The organism is Corynebacterium sp. H127 (assembly GCF_037482665.1).
Lineage (GTDB): Bacteria > Actinomycetota > Actinomycetes > Mycobacteriales > Mycobacteriaceae > Corynebacterium.
Genome location: NZ_JBBHKY010000013.1, coordinates 1 through 17,937, shown reverse-complemented (window position 1 = coordinate 17,937; position 17,937 = coordinate 1). Strand labels below are relative to the sequence as shown.

At 58.6% G+C, this 17,937-nt stretch carries 16 protein-coding genes; 5 read left to right on the top strand and 11 right to left on the bottom strand.

Annotated features, from left to right (window positions below):
• Nucleotides 1-30: 30 nt before the first annotated feature.
• The 3 genes from WG936_RS11440 to glnA all read right to left on the bottom strand — a co-directional run bounded on the left by WG936_RS11440 (nucleotide 31) and on the right by glnA (nucleotide 3,481).
• Complete coding sequence (locus tag WG936_RS11440) at nucleotides 31-888, bottom strand: PRC and DUF2382 domain-containing protein (protein ID WP_339572981.1); 858 nt, start codon at nucleotides 886-888, stop codon at nucleotides 31-33.
• Between the two features lie 453 nt (nucleotides 889-1,341).
• Nucleotides 1,342-1,857 (bottom strand): hypothetical protein, encoded by a 516-nt coding sequence (locus tag WG936_RS11435; RefSeq protein ID WP_339572980.1) that lies wholly within the window; start codon nucleotides 1,855-1,857, stop codon nucleotides 1,342-1,344.
• A 190-nt stretch (nucleotides 1,858-2,047) separates the two neighbouring features.
• The gene (gene glnA, locus WG936_RS11430) at nucleotides 2,048-3,481 is read right to left on the bottom strand and encodes a type I glutamate--ammonia ligase (protein ID WP_339565385.1); all 1,434 of its coding nucleotides are present in this window, start codon (nucleotides 3,479-3,481) and stop codon (nucleotides 2,048-2,050) included.
• Nucleotides 3,482-3,684: 203 nt separating this feature from the next.
• On the opposite strand from glnA, the gene WG936_RS11425 reads away from it, so the two are divergent.
• Nucleotides 3,685-4,155: an RDD family protein gene (locus WG936_RS11425; RefSeq protein ID WP_339565384.1), complete on the top strand. Its 471-nt coding sequence runs from the start codon at nucleotides 3,685-3,687 to the stop codon at nucleotides 4,153-4,155.
• A 6-nt stretch (nucleotides 4,156-4,161) separates the two neighbouring features.
• Here WG936_RS11425 and WG936_RS11420 read toward each other — a convergent pair whose 3' ends face one another.
• Nucleotides 4,162-5,778: an aspartate:alanine exchanger family transporter gene (locus WG936_RS11420; protein ID WP_339565383.1), complete on the bottom strand. Its 1,617-nt coding sequence runs from the start codon at nucleotides 5,776-5,778 to the stop codon at nucleotides 4,162-4,164.
• Nucleotides 5,779-5,802: 24 nt separating this feature from the next.
• Entirely contained in the window at nucleotides 5,803-6,579 is a 777-nt protein-coding gene (locus WG936_RS11415) for a DUF4191 domain-containing protein (protein ID WP_339565382.1), read from the bottom strand.
• 47 nt (nucleotides 6,580-6,626) lie between these two features.
• On the opposite strand from WG936_RS11415, the gene WG936_RS11410 reads away from it, so the two are divergent.
• The 4 genes from WG936_RS11410 (at nucleotide 6,627) to WG936_RS11395 (ending at nucleotide 10,258) form a co-directional block, all read left to right on the top strand.
• Nucleotides 6,627-7,349, top strand: a complete 723-nt coding sequence (locus WG936_RS11410; protein ID WP_339572979.1) for an AAA family ATPase — start codon at nucleotides 6,627-6,629, stop codon at nucleotides 7,347-7,349.
• A 346-nt stretch (nucleotides 7,350-7,695) separates the two neighbouring features.
• Nucleotides 7,696-8,859 (top strand): RtcB family protein, encoded by a 1,164-nt coding sequence (locus WG936_RS11405; RefSeq protein ID WP_339572978.1) that lies wholly within the window; start codon nucleotides 7,696-7,698, stop codon nucleotides 8,857-8,859.
• An 11-nt stretch (nucleotides 8,860-8,870) separates the two neighbouring features.
• Complete coding sequence (locus WG936_RS11400) at nucleotides 8,871-9,554, top strand: AAA family ATPase (protein ID WP_339572977.1); 684 nt, start codon at nucleotides 8,871-8,873, stop codon at nucleotides 9,552-9,554.
• Entirely contained in the window at nucleotides 9,551-10,258 is a 708-nt protein-coding gene (locus tag WG936_RS11395) for an AAA family ATPase (protein WP_339572976.1), read from the top strand. Before WG936_RS11400 ends, WG936_RS11395 begins: the two co-directional genes overlap by 4 nt.
• A gap of 1 nt (nucleotide 10,259) precedes the next feature.
• Here WG936_RS11395 and lipA read toward each other — a convergent pair whose 3' ends face one another.
• The 6 genes from lipA to sucB all read right to left on the bottom strand — a co-directional run.
• A complete protein-coding gene (gene lipA, locus WG936_RS11390; protein WP_339565377.1) occupies nucleotides 10,260-11,303 on the bottom strand; it encodes a lipoyl synthase in 1,044 nt (347 codons plus the stop codon).
• A gap of 42 nt (nucleotides 11,304-11,345) precedes the next feature.
• Nucleotides 11,346-12,104, bottom strand: a complete 759-nt coding sequence (gene lipB, locus WG936_RS11385; RefSeq protein WP_339572975.1) for a lipoyl(octanoyl) transferase LipB — start codon at nucleotides 12,102-12,104, stop codon at nucleotides 11,346-11,348.
• 72 nt (nucleotides 12,105-12,176) lie between these two features.
• Nucleotides 12,177-12,566: a glycine cleavage system protein GcvH gene (gene gcvH / locus WG936_RS11380; RefSeq protein ID WP_339565375.1), complete on the bottom strand. Its 390-nt coding sequence runs from the start codon at nucleotides 12,564-12,566 to the stop codon at nucleotides 12,177-12,179.
• A 21-nt stretch (nucleotides 12,567-12,587) separates the two neighbouring features.
• Nucleotides 12,588-13,676 (bottom strand): glycine cleavage system aminomethyltransferase GcvT, encoded by a 1,089-nt coding sequence (gene gcvT / locus WG936_RS11375; RefSeq protein WP_339572974.1) that lies wholly within the window; start codon nucleotides 13,674-13,676, stop codon nucleotides 12,588-12,590.
• On the bottom strand, nucleotides 13,676-16,546 hold the full coding sequence (gcvP, locus tag WG936_RS11370; RefSeq protein ID WP_339572973.1) for an aminomethyl-transferring glycine dehydrogenase: 2,871 nt from the start codon (nucleotides 16,544-16,546) through the stop codon (nucleotides 13,676-13,678). The genes gcvT and gcvP overlap by 1 nt, the downstream gene beginning before the upstream one ends.
• 207 nt (nucleotides 16,547-16,753) lie before the next feature.
• A partial coding sequence (sucB, locus tag WG936_RS11365; protein ID WP_339572972.1) for a 2-oxoglutarate dehydrogenase, E2 component, dihydrolipoamide succinyltransferase occupies nucleotides 16,754-17,937 on the bottom strand: 1,184 nt, incomplete at its 5' end.

Genomic DNA, 17,937 nt, shown 5'->3' with positions numbered 1-17,937 from the left:
ATTAGTTAATGCGCAGGGTTAGCTTTTGACTTACTTGAAGTCGCGGCCATTCTTGTTGACGTCTACGCCATCAACGTCGATCTTTTCCTTGCGAACGTCCTCGGAAACGGTTTCGGTGTCGCGTACGACATCCTTCTCCAGGCGAACCTCTTCCACCGGGACGGTCTCCTTGTTTACAGTGACGCGCTCCTCATGCAGGGTGACGGATGCTTCTTCCTCGCCGATGCCAGCGTTGGAGATGCCGCCCTCGCGTGCAGTGCCATTAACAGGGGTGCGCTCGACGCGGACCTCTTCGCGGGTAACCGGAACCTCAACGGTCTCGGTGTCCTGAACCACGTACTTGCGAAGGCGAGCCTCGCCGGTGTTGACCTTTTCCTTATCTACGGACAGGCGCTCCTCGGAGCGGACCAGAGATTCGGAGTCGCCAGCGTTGAGGTCGCGACGATCGTGATCTACATTCGCGCCGGCTACGCCAGCACCGGCAACGCCCGCACGGTCGCGCTCGTAGCCTTCGGTGTGCAGCTCGCGGTCACGATCGGAGTGGTTGTAGCCACCGTAGGTCTCTACGTCCTTAACATCAGACAGGCCGTAGTGGCGGTAGATCTTCTCCTGATCAGCTGGGGTGAGAGCGTTGTTGACGTCCATGTCAGGTGCGTCCTTGATGCGGTCCTTAGCAAAAGCCAGCTTCAGATCGTTGCCGGAGAAGTTGTGGCCACGCAGCGGAACCAGGGAGGAGCCGAGGCCGAACAGGCCGTGGCCGACCTCTACGAAGGTTGGCTGACCGGTCTTATCGTCAACGAAGATTTCCTTGACATCGCCAAGCTTGTCGCCGGTGTTGTCATAAGCAGTCGCGTTGAACAGGTCCTGAATGTTCTTAGTGTTATTCATCTTTCGGTGCCTTTCTTTCGTACTGTTGTTGAATCTTCTTTGTCTCTCCCGACATCGTTCCGCTCTCGGTCTTCCTGTCGGATTTCCGTTGCGATCTTTCATTTGGCTAATCGGTGCTTCCCGATGTCGGTGATTCCAACGTTAACCATTTCGGCTCACGGCTTGCCACGAATTTGTGCTGATCACACGGCTGTGAAAGCGCAAAAACCGCCAATGTTACGGTTCTGTGACTTTTGCAGTTTCTCGAGCGATGCAGGGAATTTATTTGAATAATTTTTGCCCTTGCGTGGCAAAAATCAACAGTTGGTCACGATTAGAAAATCTGCAGTTTTCGGCCCCGTTTGGCCCGAAGTCATGTCGATTTTGGGATCAAAAAATCCGGATGCCTCTCGCTGAAATTGCGAAAGAGCACCCGGATTAAAAACGCAGAAGTTCTGCTCTGAAGCTAAAAAACTACTGTGCTGGCTTCTCGCCCTGCTCAGCCGGTGGTGCTGGTGTTTCTGCAGGCTTGTCTGCAGGCTTGTCTTCTGGCTTGTCTTCTGGGGCGGGAGCTTCCGGTGTCGCAGTTTCATCGTCGCCAATTACTGGAGGGACACCTTCACGGGAAGGTATGCCACCATTGTTTGGAGCTGGAGCTTCACCAACAGGCGCTGCTGGTGCCGGTGCTGCATCTCCTGCTGGTGCCGGCTGTGGAGCTGGTGCCACTGGTGCTGGAGCATTCCCGCCGGCGTTGCTGTTGCCAGTGTTGGAATTAGCTGGCTCTTGGCCACCTGCGGCATCTGGTGCGGTCTCAGATGCGCTTGGCTTAGCCGAGGTAGTGGTTGGCTTAGCGGAGCTGCTGGCTGCCGGGGTAGAAGTCTTGACAGGCTTTGCAGGCGCGTCATCTTTTCCGCAGGCGGTCAGGGATAGGCCGGCCAGCGTGATTGCGACAAGCGCTACACCGCGACTGAGAGGGGTTCGAATTGACATGTGTTCCTTTCAATAATGGCAATGGTACTCACCTGATTCTTTAGGTAAGAGCTAATAAAAGTGCTGCAATCAGACGACGTGTCCCAGAAATACCCCCGTATGATAGTAGCCACGGCGCGAAAAACCCCGCAGTTTGCGGATCTTTAGTGATCCAAATCAAACTGCGGGGCCTTAAGTTAAGGGGCGAATCCTATACGTCGTAGTACAGCTCGAACTCCAACGGGGTTGGGGTCATGCGATTCGGGGTGATCTCGCGGTCATACTTGTACTTGATGTAAGTATCGATCAGGTCCTCGGTGAAAACGTCGCCTTCGGTGAGGAACTCATGGTCGTCGGCAAGCGCGGCCAGCGAAGCCTCGAGGGAGGTCGGGGCGGTCGGGATGCTTGCTGCTTCCTCTGGTGGGAGCTCGTAGAGGTCCTTGTCCACGGGAGCGTGTGGCTCGATGCGGTTCTTGATGCCGTCGAGACCGGCCATCATCATCGCTGCGAACGCGAAGTATGGGTTGCCGGAGGAGTCAGGAGCGCGGAACTCAATGCGCTTAGCCTTCGGGTTGGAGCCGGTGATTGGGATACGCACCGCAGCGGAGCGATTGCGCTGGGAGTACACCAGGTTGATGGGAGCCTCGAAGCCTGGCACCAGGCGGTGGTAAGAGTTCAGCGTAGCGTTGGAGAACGCAAGGACAGCACCTGCGTGATGCAGGATGCCACCGATGTAGTAGCGAGCTAGGTCGGACAGGCCTGCGTAGCCGTTTTCGTCGTGGAATAGCGGCTTGCCGTCCTTCCACAGTGACTGGTGCGCGTGCATGCCGGAGCCGGCATCGCCAGCCAGTGGCTTTGGCATGAAGGTGGCGGACTTGCCGGCGGCGCGTGCGGTCTGCTTGATGATGTATTTGAAGGTCTGCAGATCATCCGCGGCGTGCAGCATGGTGTTGAACTTGTAGTTGATCTCCTGCTGGCCAGCACCACACTCGTGGTGGAAGCGCTCGACCTCAAAGCCAGCATTTTTCAGGTGCTTAGCCATGTCATCGCGCAGGTCTACGACGCCGTCGTAAGGCGCGTTGGGGAAGTAGCCGCCCTTGATGCGGTTCTTATAGCCCAGGTTGCGGGAGCCATCGAGGTTGTACTCCTCGCCGCGGTTCCACCAGCCTTCATCAGAATCCAACTCATAAAAGGCTGCGTTGGTGTCGGCGTGGTAGCGGACGGAATCGAAGAGGTAGAACTCGGCCTCAGCACCGAAGAAACAGGTGTCAGCGATACCCGTAGATGCCAAGTATTCTTCAGCCTTGCGGGCGACGTTGCGTGGGTCGCGGGAGAACGGCTCGCGGGTGAACGGATCATGGACGAAGAACTTCATGTTCAGCGTCTTGGCCGCACGGAAAGGATCAATCATCGCGGTCTTCACATCCGGCAGCAAATTCATGTCGGATTCTTCGATGGTGGTGAAACCTCGAATGGACGATCCGTCGAATGCCAGTCCCGCTTCCGCTGCTTCTTCATCGAACATGGAGGCCGGGATGGAGAGGTGGTGCTCCGTGCCGGGGACGTCGGTGAATCGAATATCAAGGAATTCGACGTTCTCGTCCTTGATGTACTTGATTACATCTGCGACGTTTTCAAATGCCACGTGGTGCTCCTCGCGGGTGTGGTCCGATGACGGTTGGCGCGCGCATCGGGCCGGGCTGGTAATTATCGAACTACACACAAACTACGCATGCATAGGCTAAAGCGCCGGAAAATTATTCACTGGCGCATAGATCCAGTGTACAAAGTTCCCACAGAATTAGGTGAAATTGCGCGCTCATTTCGTTCACGGATAGATTGCTAGGTATGTCTGAACCCAAGCGCAGTTGGATTGAGGGGCCTCAAATCCCTGGCGATTATGATGAACTCGGCCCTGGTAAGTGGCCCGGGGAAAAACTGGGGCTCCCTGAGAAGGGCAACGGCGCTTTGGCTTCCGTCCTCCGGCGATGCGGTGGCATCACCCTGGACTGGTTCTTTGCCATGTTCATCGCCATAATCATCCGAAACTACACAGCCGATTTTGGTGGGGTGTCCACACTGACCCTGGTGATCTTTGTCGTCATCTCGGTGATCAGCGTGTGGCTCTTCGCCCGCACTCCAGGGCAAGCGATGATGAAGATGGGGGTGGCGCGTGTCGACGCCGAGGAGCGCGTCGGCTTGTGGCGTGCCCTTATCCGTGCTGCGTTGACGGTGTTCATCTTGCCCCCAATCATGGTGGACTCAGATGGCCGCGGCCTGCACGACCGCGCTACTGGCACTGCGGTGATTCTGGGATAGCTTGCCTCAGACTAAGGCAAACAGGAGCACTTGGGCGGCCACGATCTTGGCCACCATGCTCAAGGGGTACACGGAGGTGTAACCGATGGCAGGCAGTTCGTTCTTCGCCTGATCGCTGGCGTAGCCCAGGACAGCCGGATGGGTTTGCAGACCAGCCAAGATGCCTGCCGTTTGGCCAAAGGGGATCCGCAGCACCTTGTGGCCCACCACGAGAGTCGCCACGCTCACGAATAGGGTGAGCAGCGCGCCGAGTCCGATGACCAGCAATGAGGCGGGGTCAGACATCGCCTCCGCAAAACCCGCTCCTGCCGTAGTCCCGATGCCCGCCAAGAACAGCGTGATTCCCAGCGATTGGAGCGCCTGGATTGCAGAATACGGGGCCTGCCAGACAATAGGGCCAGTGCGTCCCAGCGCACCGAGGACGAGTGCCACCAACAAGGGGCCACCGGCGTTGCCGAGCTTCAGCGTCATTCCACCGGGCAACGGGAGCGCGATCATGCCAACCAGCACACCCAGCGTGATGCCGATAAGAAGCGGGATCAAGTTGATGTCGGAGACGTTTTTGTAGGAATCGCCAAAGAGCTTGGTCGCTCGGTCCATCTTGCTGATGGTGGTGACCACTCTGACACGATCACCCAAGTGCAGCGTCATGTCAGGCGTTGCCACCATGTCGTCATCACCGCGCCGGATGCGGGTGATCAGCATGTCAGACATTTTAGGGCGCAGCTTAGCCAGCGGAATACCCACAACATCTGGGTTCGAAACAAAGATGCGGCGATAGTCAAGGCCGTTATCGTGCGTGGGTTCTCCAGGAAGCGGCGTGCCGATGAGCTTTATGGCGCGTTTGATTTCCTCTTCGGTACCCACCACGCTGAGCACATCGCCTACTCGCGCGCGATCGCCAAGATCTGGGATGTGGAGATCACCGCCACGTTCCCGCCGGGAGATGATCACCGCCAACTCGAGAACATAAGGAATATTCGTGATAGCCGGCAGATCTGGATTCTCTACTCGGATGCGCTGGGTAACAAGTTCCTGCACTGCAACGCCCGCGGCTACCGCTTCGGCGTGGTGATCTACCCGGAACAGCTTCCCGCAGATGCCCACAGCGAGGATCACGATGAGCACACCAAGAGGGTAGGCCAGGGAATATGCGACGACGGGCAGTCCGGTGATGTGCGCGAGCTCGGTGGCGTCGAAAAGCGCAGGCAGTGACTCCTTCGCGGCGGCCATCGCCGGAGTGTTGGTCAGTGCGCCGGTGAAGAGTCCCGTAGCGGTGGCGGGGTGTATACCCGCTATTTTGACCATCAGATAGGCCAACGCCGTGGTAGCGATGATTACTCCAAGGGCGAAGGCATTGTGCTTCAAACCAGTGGTGCGCAGCGAGCTGAAGAAGTCAGGTCCCGCCTCAAGACCAATGGTGTACACGAAGATCGCTAGTCCCACCACGTAGACGATCGGCGGCAGTGTGATTTGCGGCTCGACGGTGGCGAAAGCTAGGCCCACGAAGAGGACCGCCGCCACCCCTAGTTTGAAAGAACCGATCCGAATCCGGCCAAACAAAAGCCCTAACGCCATAATGACGACTAGGGCTAATAGTTGATTTTCTACGAGGATGTGCACATCTCTATAGTGCCACTTTTGAAGCTACTTTCCACGCTCTGACTGACGACGCGCACGGCGGTTCATTCCGGAGACCTTTGCACCCTTCGGAAGGGGGCCCTTTGGCAGGCCAGGCTGTCCCATGTTGCCGGCAGCATCCATGGCCTCGATTTTGTTCGCGAGTGCGTAAACCTGATCCTTCTTGAAGTTGCGTGGCAGCTTCATGAGCTCCTTTTGGAGGTCGCGAATGCGGATCTGGCCCTCACCCTCCCCGGCGTACATTTCGTAGATTGGGGTGTCTCCGGCCACGCGGGCGGTGCGGCGCTTAGCCTGCGCCATGAGCTGCTTAGCCCGGAACTTATCTCCCTCAGCAACCAACACGATGCCAGGATTACCAATGACGCGGTGTACCGCATCCATGTGGTTGTTCGCGGCGATCGCCGTCTTCGTCCGCCATGCCATGCCGACACCAGACTTGAGGTTCTCCAACGCCCAGCCGGCAGCGCCAGGCTGATCAGAAGCTTGGTCATAAACCGAGTTCTCTACGCGCTTAGTGAAGATGAACATGGCGAGCATGAAACCCAGCGCCAAGCCGATTGGCAGCATCCACCACTCGGCGTTAATCAGCAGTCCGATACCGAAAAATACCAGGCCAATGCCCAGAATCGACGCGAGCATCAGCGGCACAAGAGCCTTATCGTTCTTGCGCTGCATGTTGAATGCTTGCCACATCTGGGAGTAATTCTGCTTGCGCTGTGCGCGCTTCGCGGCCTTTGCTTCCTTATCAGCGGCCTTCAACTGAGCTTTCTTTGCGTCTGCCATGTCTAATACTTTAGGTCACGTTGTAGCAATGTCTAAACTTGGTGGGTGTGTTTCTCCGCAGCATTCGTCTCCGCGACTATCCCGGCCACAGCTATATTCGCGACTTACCCGTAACTCGGGCGTTGCTCTCCGGTGAGCCCATGCTTTTCGACGTCCCAGTGACCTTCATCGTGGGCGAGAACGGATCGGGCAAGTCGACTCTGGTGGAAGCCATCGCGGTAGCACTGGGCTTCAATGCTGAAGGCGGCTCAAAGAACATGAACTTTGGCACAGTGAACACAGCATCGGACCTGCACTCCTCTCTGGAACTTGTCCGGAGACGCAAACCCCGGGATGGCTACTTCTTCCGTGCAGAAACCCACTACAACATCGCATCAGAATATGATCGCCAAGCCAATGCGCGAGGTGGCATGCCACCGCCCGGCGGTAAGTCCTTGCATGCCATGTCCCACGGGGAGTCAGTATTCCAAATCATTGAGCATCGCTTCCACAGCTTCGGGCTGTTCATCCTCGACGAGCCAGAGGCTGGACTGTCCCCGCTGCGCCAGCTGGCATTGCTGGCCCGGATTCATGAATTGGCCGCAGCTGGAGCGCAGTTCATCATCGCCCCTCACTCTCCGGTGTTACTCGCTGTGCCGGATGCCAGGATCTACCAGATATCTGAATCCGGGATTGCTGCGATGACTTTCGACGAGTGTGAGAATGTCCAGCTCACCAGGGAGTTTCTTGGTGATACTGGTGAGTTTGTGGCGGAGTTGCTGGGGGAGTGACTTCATGCGGAACTCCTTTTGCCGAACTTCCCAGATCACAGTTAATGAAAACGGGTGACATCCAGGGAAGTTCGGCATTTAAAGTTCGGGGTATTGCGCAACTACGCAGAATCTGCAACTATTTCCCATTGGACTATCAATCAGAAAGGAAGAAGTACATGAGCTACATCGTGTCTTCCCTCCAGAAGCACCTACAGGGCGAATTTTCGATCCCTGACAGGTGGATTTAGTCCTGGAATTTTTCATTTCGGTGCTGCCTGTCGATGGACAGAGCAGCACTTTTGTGTTTTAGGGGTGCGGGGCTGTGGCCGTCGACAAGCGGCGCCCAACACAGAAAGGGCACACAATGTGTACCGGCAAAGTCATCAACTTTGCATCGATCGTGGAGGATGAGGCGCTGCGCCAGGCCGCGATCACCGCTGAATTGCCGTTCGTCTACCCGCACGTGGCGTTGATGCCTGATGCACACGTGGGTATGGGATCGAGCATCGGCACTGTCTTCGGAACGAAGGGTGCGATCATCCCGGCAGCCGTCGGCGTGGATATTGGTTGTGGCATGATCGGCGTGCGCACTGAGTTCAGCGCCGCGGATCTGGCCGGCAAAGACCTCATCCAGCTTCGCGACGACATCGAGCGCATCATTCCGCTGTCTCCGGGTAACTACAACACCAAGGTGCGTTTCACCGCCACCAAGAACCGCGTGCGGGAACTGGAGGACCTGGCTGCGGAAGGCGGAGTTAACCTGGAGCACTCGCCGAAGTGGAAGGTGCAGCTTGGTTCGCTCGGCGGCGGAAATCACTTCATCGAGCTGTGTCTGGATGAAGTGGACCGGGTGTGGATGTTCCTGCACTCCGGTTCTCGCGGTGTGGGCAACAAAATTGCGCAGAAGCATATCCGCGCAGCGAAGGCCGATATGCGGATCCGGCGCCGGGAGGTATCTGATCCGAACCTGGCCTACCTCTCAGAAGGCACCCCGGAGTTCGATTCCTACATTCGGGACTTGAACTGGGCACAGCGCTTTGCCTACCTCAATCGGGAAGAGATGATGGACCGTTTCGCCTACGCGTTGGGTGAACTGATGGGTGCGCCCGTAGTGGAGGCAGAACGGATCAACTGCCACCACAACTACACCGTGCAGGAGGAGCACTTCGGTGAGAACGTCTGGCTGACCCGTAAGGGAGCGATTCGCGCCGACCGTGGCATGTTGGCGCTTATCCCCGGTTCGATGGGCACCGCTTCCTATGTGGTCGAGGGGCTCGGGAACGCGGATGCGCTGCGTTCGGCGCCGCACGGTGCCGGCCGCCTAATGTCGCGCACTGCCGCCAGAGCGGCCTTCACCGCAGCGGATTTGGAGGCGCGCATGGGAGATATTGTGCACCGTTCGGGGGAAGAGTTCGTCGACGAAATCCCGGATGCCTACAAGAACATCGATCAGGTCATGCTGGATGCGGCCCCGTTGGTGAAGGTACGGCACAAACTGCGCCAGGTACTGAATGTGAAGGGTACGTAGAATAGGCGGGTATGTTCGTTGATTCGATTCGGGCAGTCCCAGCTGGAGTGGGGGACTACTCGGCCAGCCTGCCAGTCGTCAGCCAGCTGAGCCTAGCTGACGGGTGGCGGCTGGAACATCCGGTCACATTTCTCACCGGTGCGAACGGCTCCGGCAAGTCCACTCTGATCGAGGCGATTGCCTGCCGACTCGGCTTCAACGCCGCCGGCGGGCCGCAGGCAGATTTCACCCGCGGTACCGAGTGGACTACCTCAAAGCTACATTCGCGGCTGTACATGACCGGATCGAAACCACTGCTCGGAGGATACTTCCTGCGTTCCGAGACTCACTATGAGGTATGCGATCATGTGCATGCAATGTCTCATGGGCAGTCGATCATGGCGGTGGCTGACGAGTACTTCTTCAACAAGTGGCTGTTCATCCTGGATGAGCCCGAAGCTGGTCTGAGCCCGGTGCACCAGATGGCGTTACTCGGCTATATCTCCCGCATCGCACGGGGTGGCGGGCAGTTCATCATCGCCACGCACTCACCGATACTCCTTGCAGTGCCGGGAGCGGAGATCTATCACCTAGATGCCGGGTTGGAACGCGTGCGTTACGACGACCACCCCTTGGTCACCGCTACTACCGACTTCTTCGCCCATCGGACAGAGCGAGTCCGGTGCGCTATCGAAAAAGTGCGGAGGCAAGGATGAGGTTTCTCGCTGGTATTGAACTACGGGAGCTAGGCAGCGATACCTACATAGCGGACTTGCCCGTGGTACAAGGATTGCTGCGCGCCGGGCCATTGCGCTTTAAAAGCCCGGTGACCTTCTTGGTGGGGGAGAACGGCTCGGGAAAATCTACTCTCGTCGAGGCCATGGCCGTAGGGATGGGCTTCAACGCCGAGGGTGGATCCCGCGATACCCTGTTTTCCGCCGAGAATTCAGTGTCCGAGCTGCATCAATGGTTGACACTGCAGCGGGTTCGGAATCCGCGCGACGGCTATTTCCTCCGCGGCGAATCCACCTACCGGTTGGCTATCTACCTAGACAAAGAGGTAGGCGGAACCGCTCCGCTGCTGCCAATTTCACACGGGGAAATGACCCTGAAGCTGCTGCGGGAGCGCTTCCACGGCAGAGGGCTGTACCTCCTTGACGAACCAGAATCAGGGCTTTCTCCGGAATCCCAACTGGAACTCATGGCCCGGATTGCGGTGTTGGCGGAGATGGGAGCCCAGTTCATCGTCGCCACGCACTCACCGATTGTGCTGGCGGTTCCTGGTGCGGAGATCTGGCAGATCACCGACAGCGGGGTTGTGCCCGCCAACTATGATTCCTGCGACCTGGTGGCGGGGTACCTCGAATTCATGGCCGATCCGCACGGCACGGCCGACTATCTGTGCTCCGAGGACGAATAGATTAGCGGGTGAGTATCGGGGTGTCTTCGGAAGCGCCGTACTTTTCTAGAAGCGAGGACGCCTCTTGGACAGCGGAACCACCGGAGGTCTCCGCCAGGTGAGCTAGGTTCTCCGGCAGCTCAAGGCCGCGGGCGTTGATGGTTTGCGCGTAGAGGCGACCTGCGCGGTAGGAGGAGCGCACCAACGGGCCAGACATGACGCCAGTGAAGCCGAGTTCACGGGCATAATCGGCGTGTTCGATGAATTCCTCTGGTTTTACCCAGCGGTCGATCGGGTGGTACTTGATGCCCGGGCGAAGGTACTGGGTGATGGTGATGATGTCACAGCCTGCGGAATGAAGATCGCGCAGTGCTTCGTGAATCTCTTCGGAGGTTTCACCCATGCCGAGGATGAGGTTGGACTTGGTCACCAGACCGAAGTCACGGGCCTGACGGATAACGTCCAGGGAACGCTCGTAGCGGAACGCCGGACGGATGCGTCGGAAGATGCGGGGCACGGTTTCAATGTTGTGCGCGAAAACCTCCGGGCGGGCCTCGAAAACCTCTTGGAGCAGATCAGGCTTGCCAGAGAAATCGGGTACGAGGTTTTCCACACCAGTGTTGGGATTCAAGGCATGAACTTGGCGCACAACCTCTGCATAGAGCCAGGCACCCTGGTCTTCCAGGTCATCGCGAGTCACGCCGGTGATGGTGGCGTAGTTCAATTCCATTTCGCGCACGGACTCGGCGACGCGTCGTGGCTCGTCACGATCCAGCGGACCTGGTTTTCCGGTGTGGATTTGGCAGAAATCGCAGCGCCTCGTGCACTGGTCGCCACCGATGAGGAAGGTAGCCTCGCGGGATTCCCAGCACTCGTGGATATTAGGGCAGCCGGCTTCCTGGCAGACGGTGTGTAGCGAGGCCCCGGAAACTCGCTCCTTCATATCCTGGTATTCCGGCCCAGTCTTCACAGCAGTGCGAATCCAGCGTGGTTTGCTCTCGATCGGGGTCTCGGCATTGCGGGCCTCGACACGGAGCATTTTTCTTCCCTCAGGTGCAACAGTCACGTTGCCCACCCTACAACTTATGGTTGAGCAAGTTCAAACACCTCAGTTTTGGCGCTTGCCCAGGCCCTTACAAGGATCAGGCGCAGTGGCAAAGGTGTGGTCTGCCACAATGAGTCGGCCTTCGAAGGCGTCGATGAGCGCGGTACTAAGCGGTGCGATGCATTCCGCGACGCTCACCTGGCGGCCTAATTCCTCAGACAGGGTTGTCACATCGGCATCGGAAATGCCGCATGGGACAATATGACCGTAGTACTCCAGGGTGTTGTCGCAGTTCAAGGCGAGGCCATGCATGGTGACGCCGCGGGTGACCCGGACCCCGAGCGCCGCAATTTTGCGGTCGGGTTTGCCGTTGTTTGCGGGGACCCACACGCCGGAACGGCCGTCGATACGCCCGGCGCTCACAACGCCGAGCTGGCGAACTACCTGGATCAACGCCTCCTCGACTCTTCGCACATAGTCCACCACATCCACTGGGTCGCGTAGTTTGATGATCGGGTAGCACACCAGCTGGCCGGGGCCGTGCCAGGTGATCCGGCCACCGCGGTCCACATCGATTACCGGCAGCCCGTTGGTGGGGCGGTCCTCTGGCTGGGTGCGCTTGCCTGCGGTGTAAATCGAGGGGTGCTCCAGCATGAGAAGCTGGTCAGGTACCTCGTCCGCCGCGCGCTGAGCAGCAATGTCGGCTTGGCGGTGCCACATCTCTTCATAGTCCTGCAAGCCCAGCTTAACGACGTCAATGGGCGCGGTATCGCGGCGAATCGAGATGTCTGCTGGAGTGAAGGGGTCACGCGGGGCTGTCATGGATATCAAGAATACAACCCCGTGAGGAGCCGCCGACAGGCCACTGGTTGAATCTAGGCCTGCCGGCGAGCTTTAGATCTTGTTCTTCGCCGCGTATTCGGCAGCGGTCATCATCGGTCCTACCTCGGTGACTTCCACCTCAATGAGCCAACCGGCATCGAAGGGATCGGAGTTGACGGTCTCTGGAGCATCAGCGAGCGCCTCATTGACCGAGACGACGGTGCCGTTGACAGGGGAGTACACGTCGGAGACAGACTTGGTGGATTCGACTTCGCCACAGGATTCGCCGATCTGGACGGTGTCGCCTACCGCTGGCAGGTCCACGTACACAATCTCACCGAGTGCCTTGGCGGCGAATTCGGTGATTCCCATCTTGACAGTGGTGCCGGCAGCTGCGTCAGCGCTCGCGGAAATCCACTCGTGGTCCTCGGAGTAAGAAAAATTCTCGGGCAGATTAGACATGGGTTCTCCTTTTTCGAGTTACTATCGTCGGGTATAAAATGGCAGCTTGACCACAGTGTACGGGTATTTTTTGCCGCGGATATCTGCTTCCAGCTGGGTTCCCTCAGCAGCGTATGCACGATCCACATACGCCAAGGCGATCGGGTAACCGAGCGTCGGGGAAAGCTGGCCGGAGGTGATCACACCGATGCTCTCGCCACCAGGGGTTGACACGGCTGCGTCAGCTCGCGCCGCGCGGCGACCGGTCCCCTGCAGCCCTATGAGCACACGCGCAGGTTCCGGGGCGTTCAGGAGTGCGTCTGCGGCGAAGAAGTCCGGGGACTTCTTCTTGCTCACCAAGACTCCCAAACCGGCATCAGCAGGGTGGAGGTCCTTGGACAGCTCGTGACCGTAGAGGGGCATCCCAGCTTCCAAGCGGAGCGAATCGCGAGCCGCGAGGCCGCAGGGGAGCATGTCCAAAGGCTCCCCAGCCTTGAGCAGGGCCTCCCACAGAGTCTGCGCAGCTGCGTTCGGAATGAAGAGCTCGAATCCATCTTCTCCGGTGTAACCCGTGCGGGCCAGCAGCACCTCATGGCCGGAAATTGTAGCTGGCATCGCGGCATAGTACTTCAACTGGCGCAGCGTATCCGGTTCATCTGCAATTCCTGCCAGCAAATCCGCAGCGCGCGGCCCTTGCACTGCGATGAGGGCGGTGCCGGAGGTTTCATCGCTGAGCGTGACATCGAAAGCTGTCGCGCGTTCTGCCAGCGCTGCGGAAACCGCTGCAGCGTTGCCCGCGTTGGGGACAACAAGGTATTCCGTCTCGCCCAGGCGATACACAATCAGGTCGTCGATAATGCCGCCATCTTCGGCGACAATCATGGTGTACTTCGCGCGGCCCACAGCGAGGGCCGAGAGCTGTGAAATCAACGCAAAGTCAAGGAATTCTCCAGCCTGGTCTCCGGTGACACGGATCTCTCCCATATGAGAGAGATCGAAGAGCCCAACATTTTCACGCACCGCGCGGTGCTCAGCTAGTTCATTGTCATAGCGTAAGGGCATCTCCCAGCCACCGAAGTCGGTGAACATGGCTCCCAGTTTCTCGTGTGCAGCATGCAGCGGGCTGTGCATTACTCGCCTCCTTCTTGTTGCGAAAGGTCGAAAGCCTCGGGCGGCGGGCAGGAGCACGCGAGATTTCTGTCGCCGTAGGCCTCATCGATGCGTCGTACAGCGGGGTAGTACTTGGTCTGTCGGAGGCCCGGAACCGGGAAAGCTGCCTGCTCGCGCGTGAACTTCTCATCCCAGTCATCCGCGGCTATCGCCACCGCAGTAAATGGAGCCTTACGCAGCACTGAATCCTCGAGGGATACCGCACCGGAAATTACTTCGTCGATCTCAGCTCGAATACTGCGCATCGCCTCAATGAAGCGATCAAGCTCAGCAAGGTCCTCCGACTCGGTGGGTTCCACCATCAGGGTGCCGGCCACCGGGAAAGAGAGCGTTGGGGCGTGGAATCCATAGTCCACTAGGCGCTTGGCGACGTCCGCAGCCGTCACCCCGGATTTCTCCGTCAGCTCGCGCAGGTCAAGAATGCACTCATGCGCGACAAGCCCGTTGTCGCCGGTGTACAGCGTTGGGAATGCATCACGCAGTTGATGTGAAATGTAATTGGCGTTAAGGATCGCGGTCTCCGTAGCCCGGCGCAGCCCTGCAACCCCCATCATCGCGATGTAAGCGTAGGGAATGGGCAGCACACCAGCCGAGCCGTGAACTGCGCCCGCTACCGGGATACCAGCCGAGGTTGCCACTGGGGAGAGCGGATCGTGGGCGAGTGCGTCGCCCGGCAAGAATGGCACCAGATGCTCAGCCACGCACACTGGTCCGACGCCAGGGCCACCGCCGCCATGCGGGATGGTGAAAGTCTTGTGCAAGTTCAGGTGCGAGACATCCCCGCCAAACTCACCGGGGCCGGCGATACCGGTGAGAGCATTCATGTTCGCGCCGTCAATGTACACTTGTCCGCCCGCCTCGTGGACCTTCTGGCACACCTCCCGCACCGTATCTTCGAAGACACCGTGGGTGGAAGGATAAGTGATCATGATGCCTGCAATCGATGCCCCATGCTGGGCAATCTTCGCATCCAGGTCAGCCATGTCGATCGAACCATCGTTGGCAGTGCCAACCACAACGACGCGGAGACCCGCGAGAGTTGCAGAAGCAGCATTAGTGCCATGCGCAGACTGCGGGATCAGCACGATGTCGCGCCCCTCGTCACCGTTCGACACATGGAAGCGTCGGATAGCGAGCAGCCCGGCCAACTCGCCCATCGCGCCGGAAGGCGGTTGCACAGATACCTTTGCATAGCCGGTGAGCTTGGCCAGCCACTCCTCGAGCTCGGCGATGAGCTCCTTCCAACCGGTGGCATTATCCTCCGGCGCGAAGGGATGGATATTGGCAAAGCCGGGATAAGAAATAGTCTCCATGCCAGCCGTTGGATTGAGCTTCATGGTGCAAGAGCCCAACGGGATCATCGAGCGGTCTAGGGCTAAATCTCTGTCGCCCAATTTGCGGATATACCGCATCATCTGGGTCTCGGAGTGGACAGAAGTGAAGATCGGATGACTCAGCAGCTCGCCCTCTTTGCGCAGCCCCGCAAGCGGACTCGTGGTTGCTTCAGGCAGCCGGTGGGCGGGCACCCCGAAAAAGGAGGCCAACGCCAATACATCGTCCGTGGTGGCGGATTCACCAAAGGAAATGGATACTTTGTCAGCACCGATGCGGCGAATGAGGTAGCCAGCATCATCTGCTCTGGAAACAACGGCAGCGGCATCGGGGACATACGCCGTGACCGTGTCAAAGAATTGCTTGTGCAGGACGCGAACCCCGCCCTCGGTGAGAAGCTGGGCAAGCTGACATGCCAAATCATGGGCCCGGGTAGCAATACGCCATAATCCAGCCGGGCCGTGGTAGACCGCGTACATCGATGCAACGACAGCAAGCAATGCCTGTGCGGTGCAGATATTCGAGGTGGCCTTCTCACGTCGAATGTGCTGCTCGCGAGTCTGCAATGCCAGCCGGTACGCAGGAGCACCGGCAGCATCGATGGAGACACCGACGATTCTTCCGGGGATCTGTCGTTTCAGCTTGTCCGTCACTGCCATAAAAGCTGCGTGCGGGCCGCCATAAAACAGCGGCACGCCGAAGCGTTGACTAGAGCCAACTGCGATGTCTGCGCCACACATGCCAGGAGACTTCAAAACGACGAGTGCCAGGATGTCAGCGACAACGGTGGCCAATCCGCCGCGAGAGTGGATATCCGCGATGATCTCGGTGGGGTCGAAGACATCGCCCTCGGTGCCTGGGTAGGCGATCACAACGCCGAGGAGGTCCTCACCAACGAGGCCCCGGCTCAGGTCGGACACTTCCACTTCGAGGTCGAGTGCGCGGGCGCGTTCTGCGGCTACGACGAGGATCTGGGGGTGCAGTCGTGCATCGAGTACCACCCGACGCCCCTTTCGCACTGCGCGACTCATCAGGCCGACGGCTTCGGCGGCGGCCGTTGCTTCGTCGAGAAGCGATGCGTTCGCGATGGGCAGGCCGGTGAGGTCTGCAATCATCGTCTGGAAATTGAGCAATGCCTCGAGCCGCCCTTGGGAGATTTCCGGCTGGTAGGGGGTATAAGCGGTGTACCAACCGGCATCTTCCAGCACCCCACGGCGGATCACAGGAGGGGTGATGGTGTCGCTATAGCCCTGGCCGTAGAAGTTCCTGCGCTGGATATTGCGACTCGCTAGTTCCTGGAGGCGTGCTTGCACGTCGTGCTCACTGATCGGCTCCGGCAGCTCAGGCGTGTCAGCGAAGGCCAGACCGTGGGGCAGGGCCGCTGACACGAGGTCCGCTAGGCTGCCATAGCCGAGCGCGTCCAGCATCACCTGTGCTTCTGCCTCATCGGGGCCGAGGTGGCGTTCGACGAATGTGGGATCACTCCAGTTCGCTGACATGCAACTTCCTGCACTTTCTCCAATAGACAACGGGTTAACGGAAACCGTTCTAAAACCCACTGTATATGCGCGAACGGACACGAGTTGGGGCTTTAAGAAAATCAACACTTATGCCTGTTATCGCGCACAAAAGCGCCCCGCTTTGACTTTCGAATTTGTGGTTTCGAAGCAAAACGGGGCGCTCAAGTTGGGAGCGAAGAATCGTTCTTAGAGGCCGAGATCAGCGGTGAAGTCTACGTTCTCCAGGCGATCGCGAACCGTGGTCATGAAGCGACCAGCGTCTGCGCCGTCGATCAGCTGGTGATCGTAGGTCATCGGCAAGTACACCATCTGGCGGATAGCGATGGCGTCGTTGCCGTCCTCGGTAACTACGACAGGTCGCTTGACGATGGCACCGGTGCCGATCATGGCAGCCTGTGGCGGAACCAGAATAGGGGTGTCAGAAAGCGCACCCTCAGAGCCGATGTTCGTGATGGTGAACGTGCCGCCCATCAGATCGTTTGGCTTGAGCTTGTTGTTGCGTGCGCGGTCTGCGATGTCGACGATGGCCTTAGCCAACTCCGGCAGGCTCATGTCCTGAGCGTTGTGAATGACAGGGGAGAGCAGGCCGGCAGGCGTATCGACGGCAATACCCAGGTTCACTGCTGGGTGGTACGTGATCTCCTTGGTCTTGGAGTTGTAGGACGCGTTGACGTTCGGGTGAGAAACCAGTGCCTCAACGATTGCCTTAGCAAAGAACGGCAGGTACGTGAGATTCAGGCCGTGCTTCTCCTGGAACGCAGGCTTGTTGCTCTTGCGCAGTTCAGCAACACGGGTCATATCAACTTCGTGCAGCTGGGTGAGCTGAGCGGCGCCGTGCAGTGACTCCAAGGTCTTGACAGCGGTGATCTCGCGGATGCGGTTCACGCGAACCGTGGTGCCACGCAGCTTTGCCTTCTCAGGGTCAACGGACTTGGTGGAAACGTTAGCCTTAGGTGCCTCAGCGGCAGGAGCGTCGCCCTGGCCGGCTGCAGCGAGCACGTCTTGCTTGCGGATGCGGCCACCGACACCGGTGCCCTCAACCTTGGAGAGGTCGACGCCGTGCTTATCAGCCAACTTGCGTACCAGCGGGGTGACATATGGAGCATCGCTATTGTCAGCCTTTGGCGCCTCAACCTTGGCTGCAACTTCCTGCTGTGGAGCCTCCTGCTTAGGAGCTTCTTCCTTCGGTGTTTCCTGCTGTGGAGCTTCTTCCTTAGCAGCCGGTGCGGCAGCTGGCTTTTCAGCTGGTGCGGAGCCGTCGCCGATGCGGACGATGATTTCGCCGACATCGACGGTGTCGTCTTCCTGGAAAAGGATCTCTACGATGGTGCCGGCTACTGGGGAAGGCACCTCGGTGTCGACCTTGTCGG

What these genes read in the sequence shown, in the direction of transcription:
- WG936_RS11440 (WP_339572981.1), bottom strand. Translation starts at nt 888, where the DNA reads ATGAATAACACTAAGAACATTCAGGACCTGTTCAACGCGACTGCTTAT.
- gcvP (WP_339572973.1), bottom strand. Translation starts at nt 16,546, where the DNA reads ATGTCAGCGAACTGGAGTGATCCCACATTCGTCGAACGCCACCTCGGC.
- WG936_RS11395 (WP_339572976.1), top strand. Translation starts at nt 9,551, where the DNA reads ATGAGGTTTCTCGCTGGTATTGAACTACGGGAGCTAGGCAGCGATACC.
- WG936_RS11425 (WP_339565384.1), top strand. Translation starts at nt 3,685, where the DNA reads ATGTCTGAACCCAAGCGCAGTTGGATTGAGGGGCCTCAAATCCCTGGC.
- lipB (WP_339572975.1), bottom strand. Translation starts at nt 12,104, where the DNA reads ATGACAGCCCCGCGTGACCCCTTCACTCCAGCAGACATCTCGATTCGC.
- WG936_RS11405 (WP_339572978.1), top strand. Translation starts at nt 7,696, where the DNA reads ATGTGTACCGGCAAAGTCATCAACTTTGCATCGATCGTGGAGGATGAG.
- WG936_RS11415 (WP_339565382.1), bottom strand. Translation starts at nt 6,579, where the DNA reads ATGGCAGACGCAAAGAAAGCTCAGTTGAAGGCCGCTGATAAGGAAGCA.
- WG936_RS11400 (WP_339572977.1), top strand. Translation starts at nt 8,871, where the DNA reads ATGTTCGTTGATTCGATTCGGGCAGTCCCAGCTGGAGTGGGGGACTAC.
- gcvT (WP_339572974.1), bottom strand. Translation starts at nt 13,676, where the DNA reads ATGCACAGCCCGCTGCATGCTGCACACGAGAAACTGGGAGCCATGTTC.
- WG936_RS11435 (WP_339572980.1), bottom strand. Translation starts at nt 1,857, where the DNA reads ATGTCAATTCGAACCCCTCTCAGTCGCGGTGTAGCGCTTGTCGCAATC.
- gcvH (WP_339565375.1), bottom strand. Translation starts at nt 12,566, where the DNA reads ATGTCTAATCTGCCCGAGAATTTTTCTTACTCCGAGGACCACGAGTGG.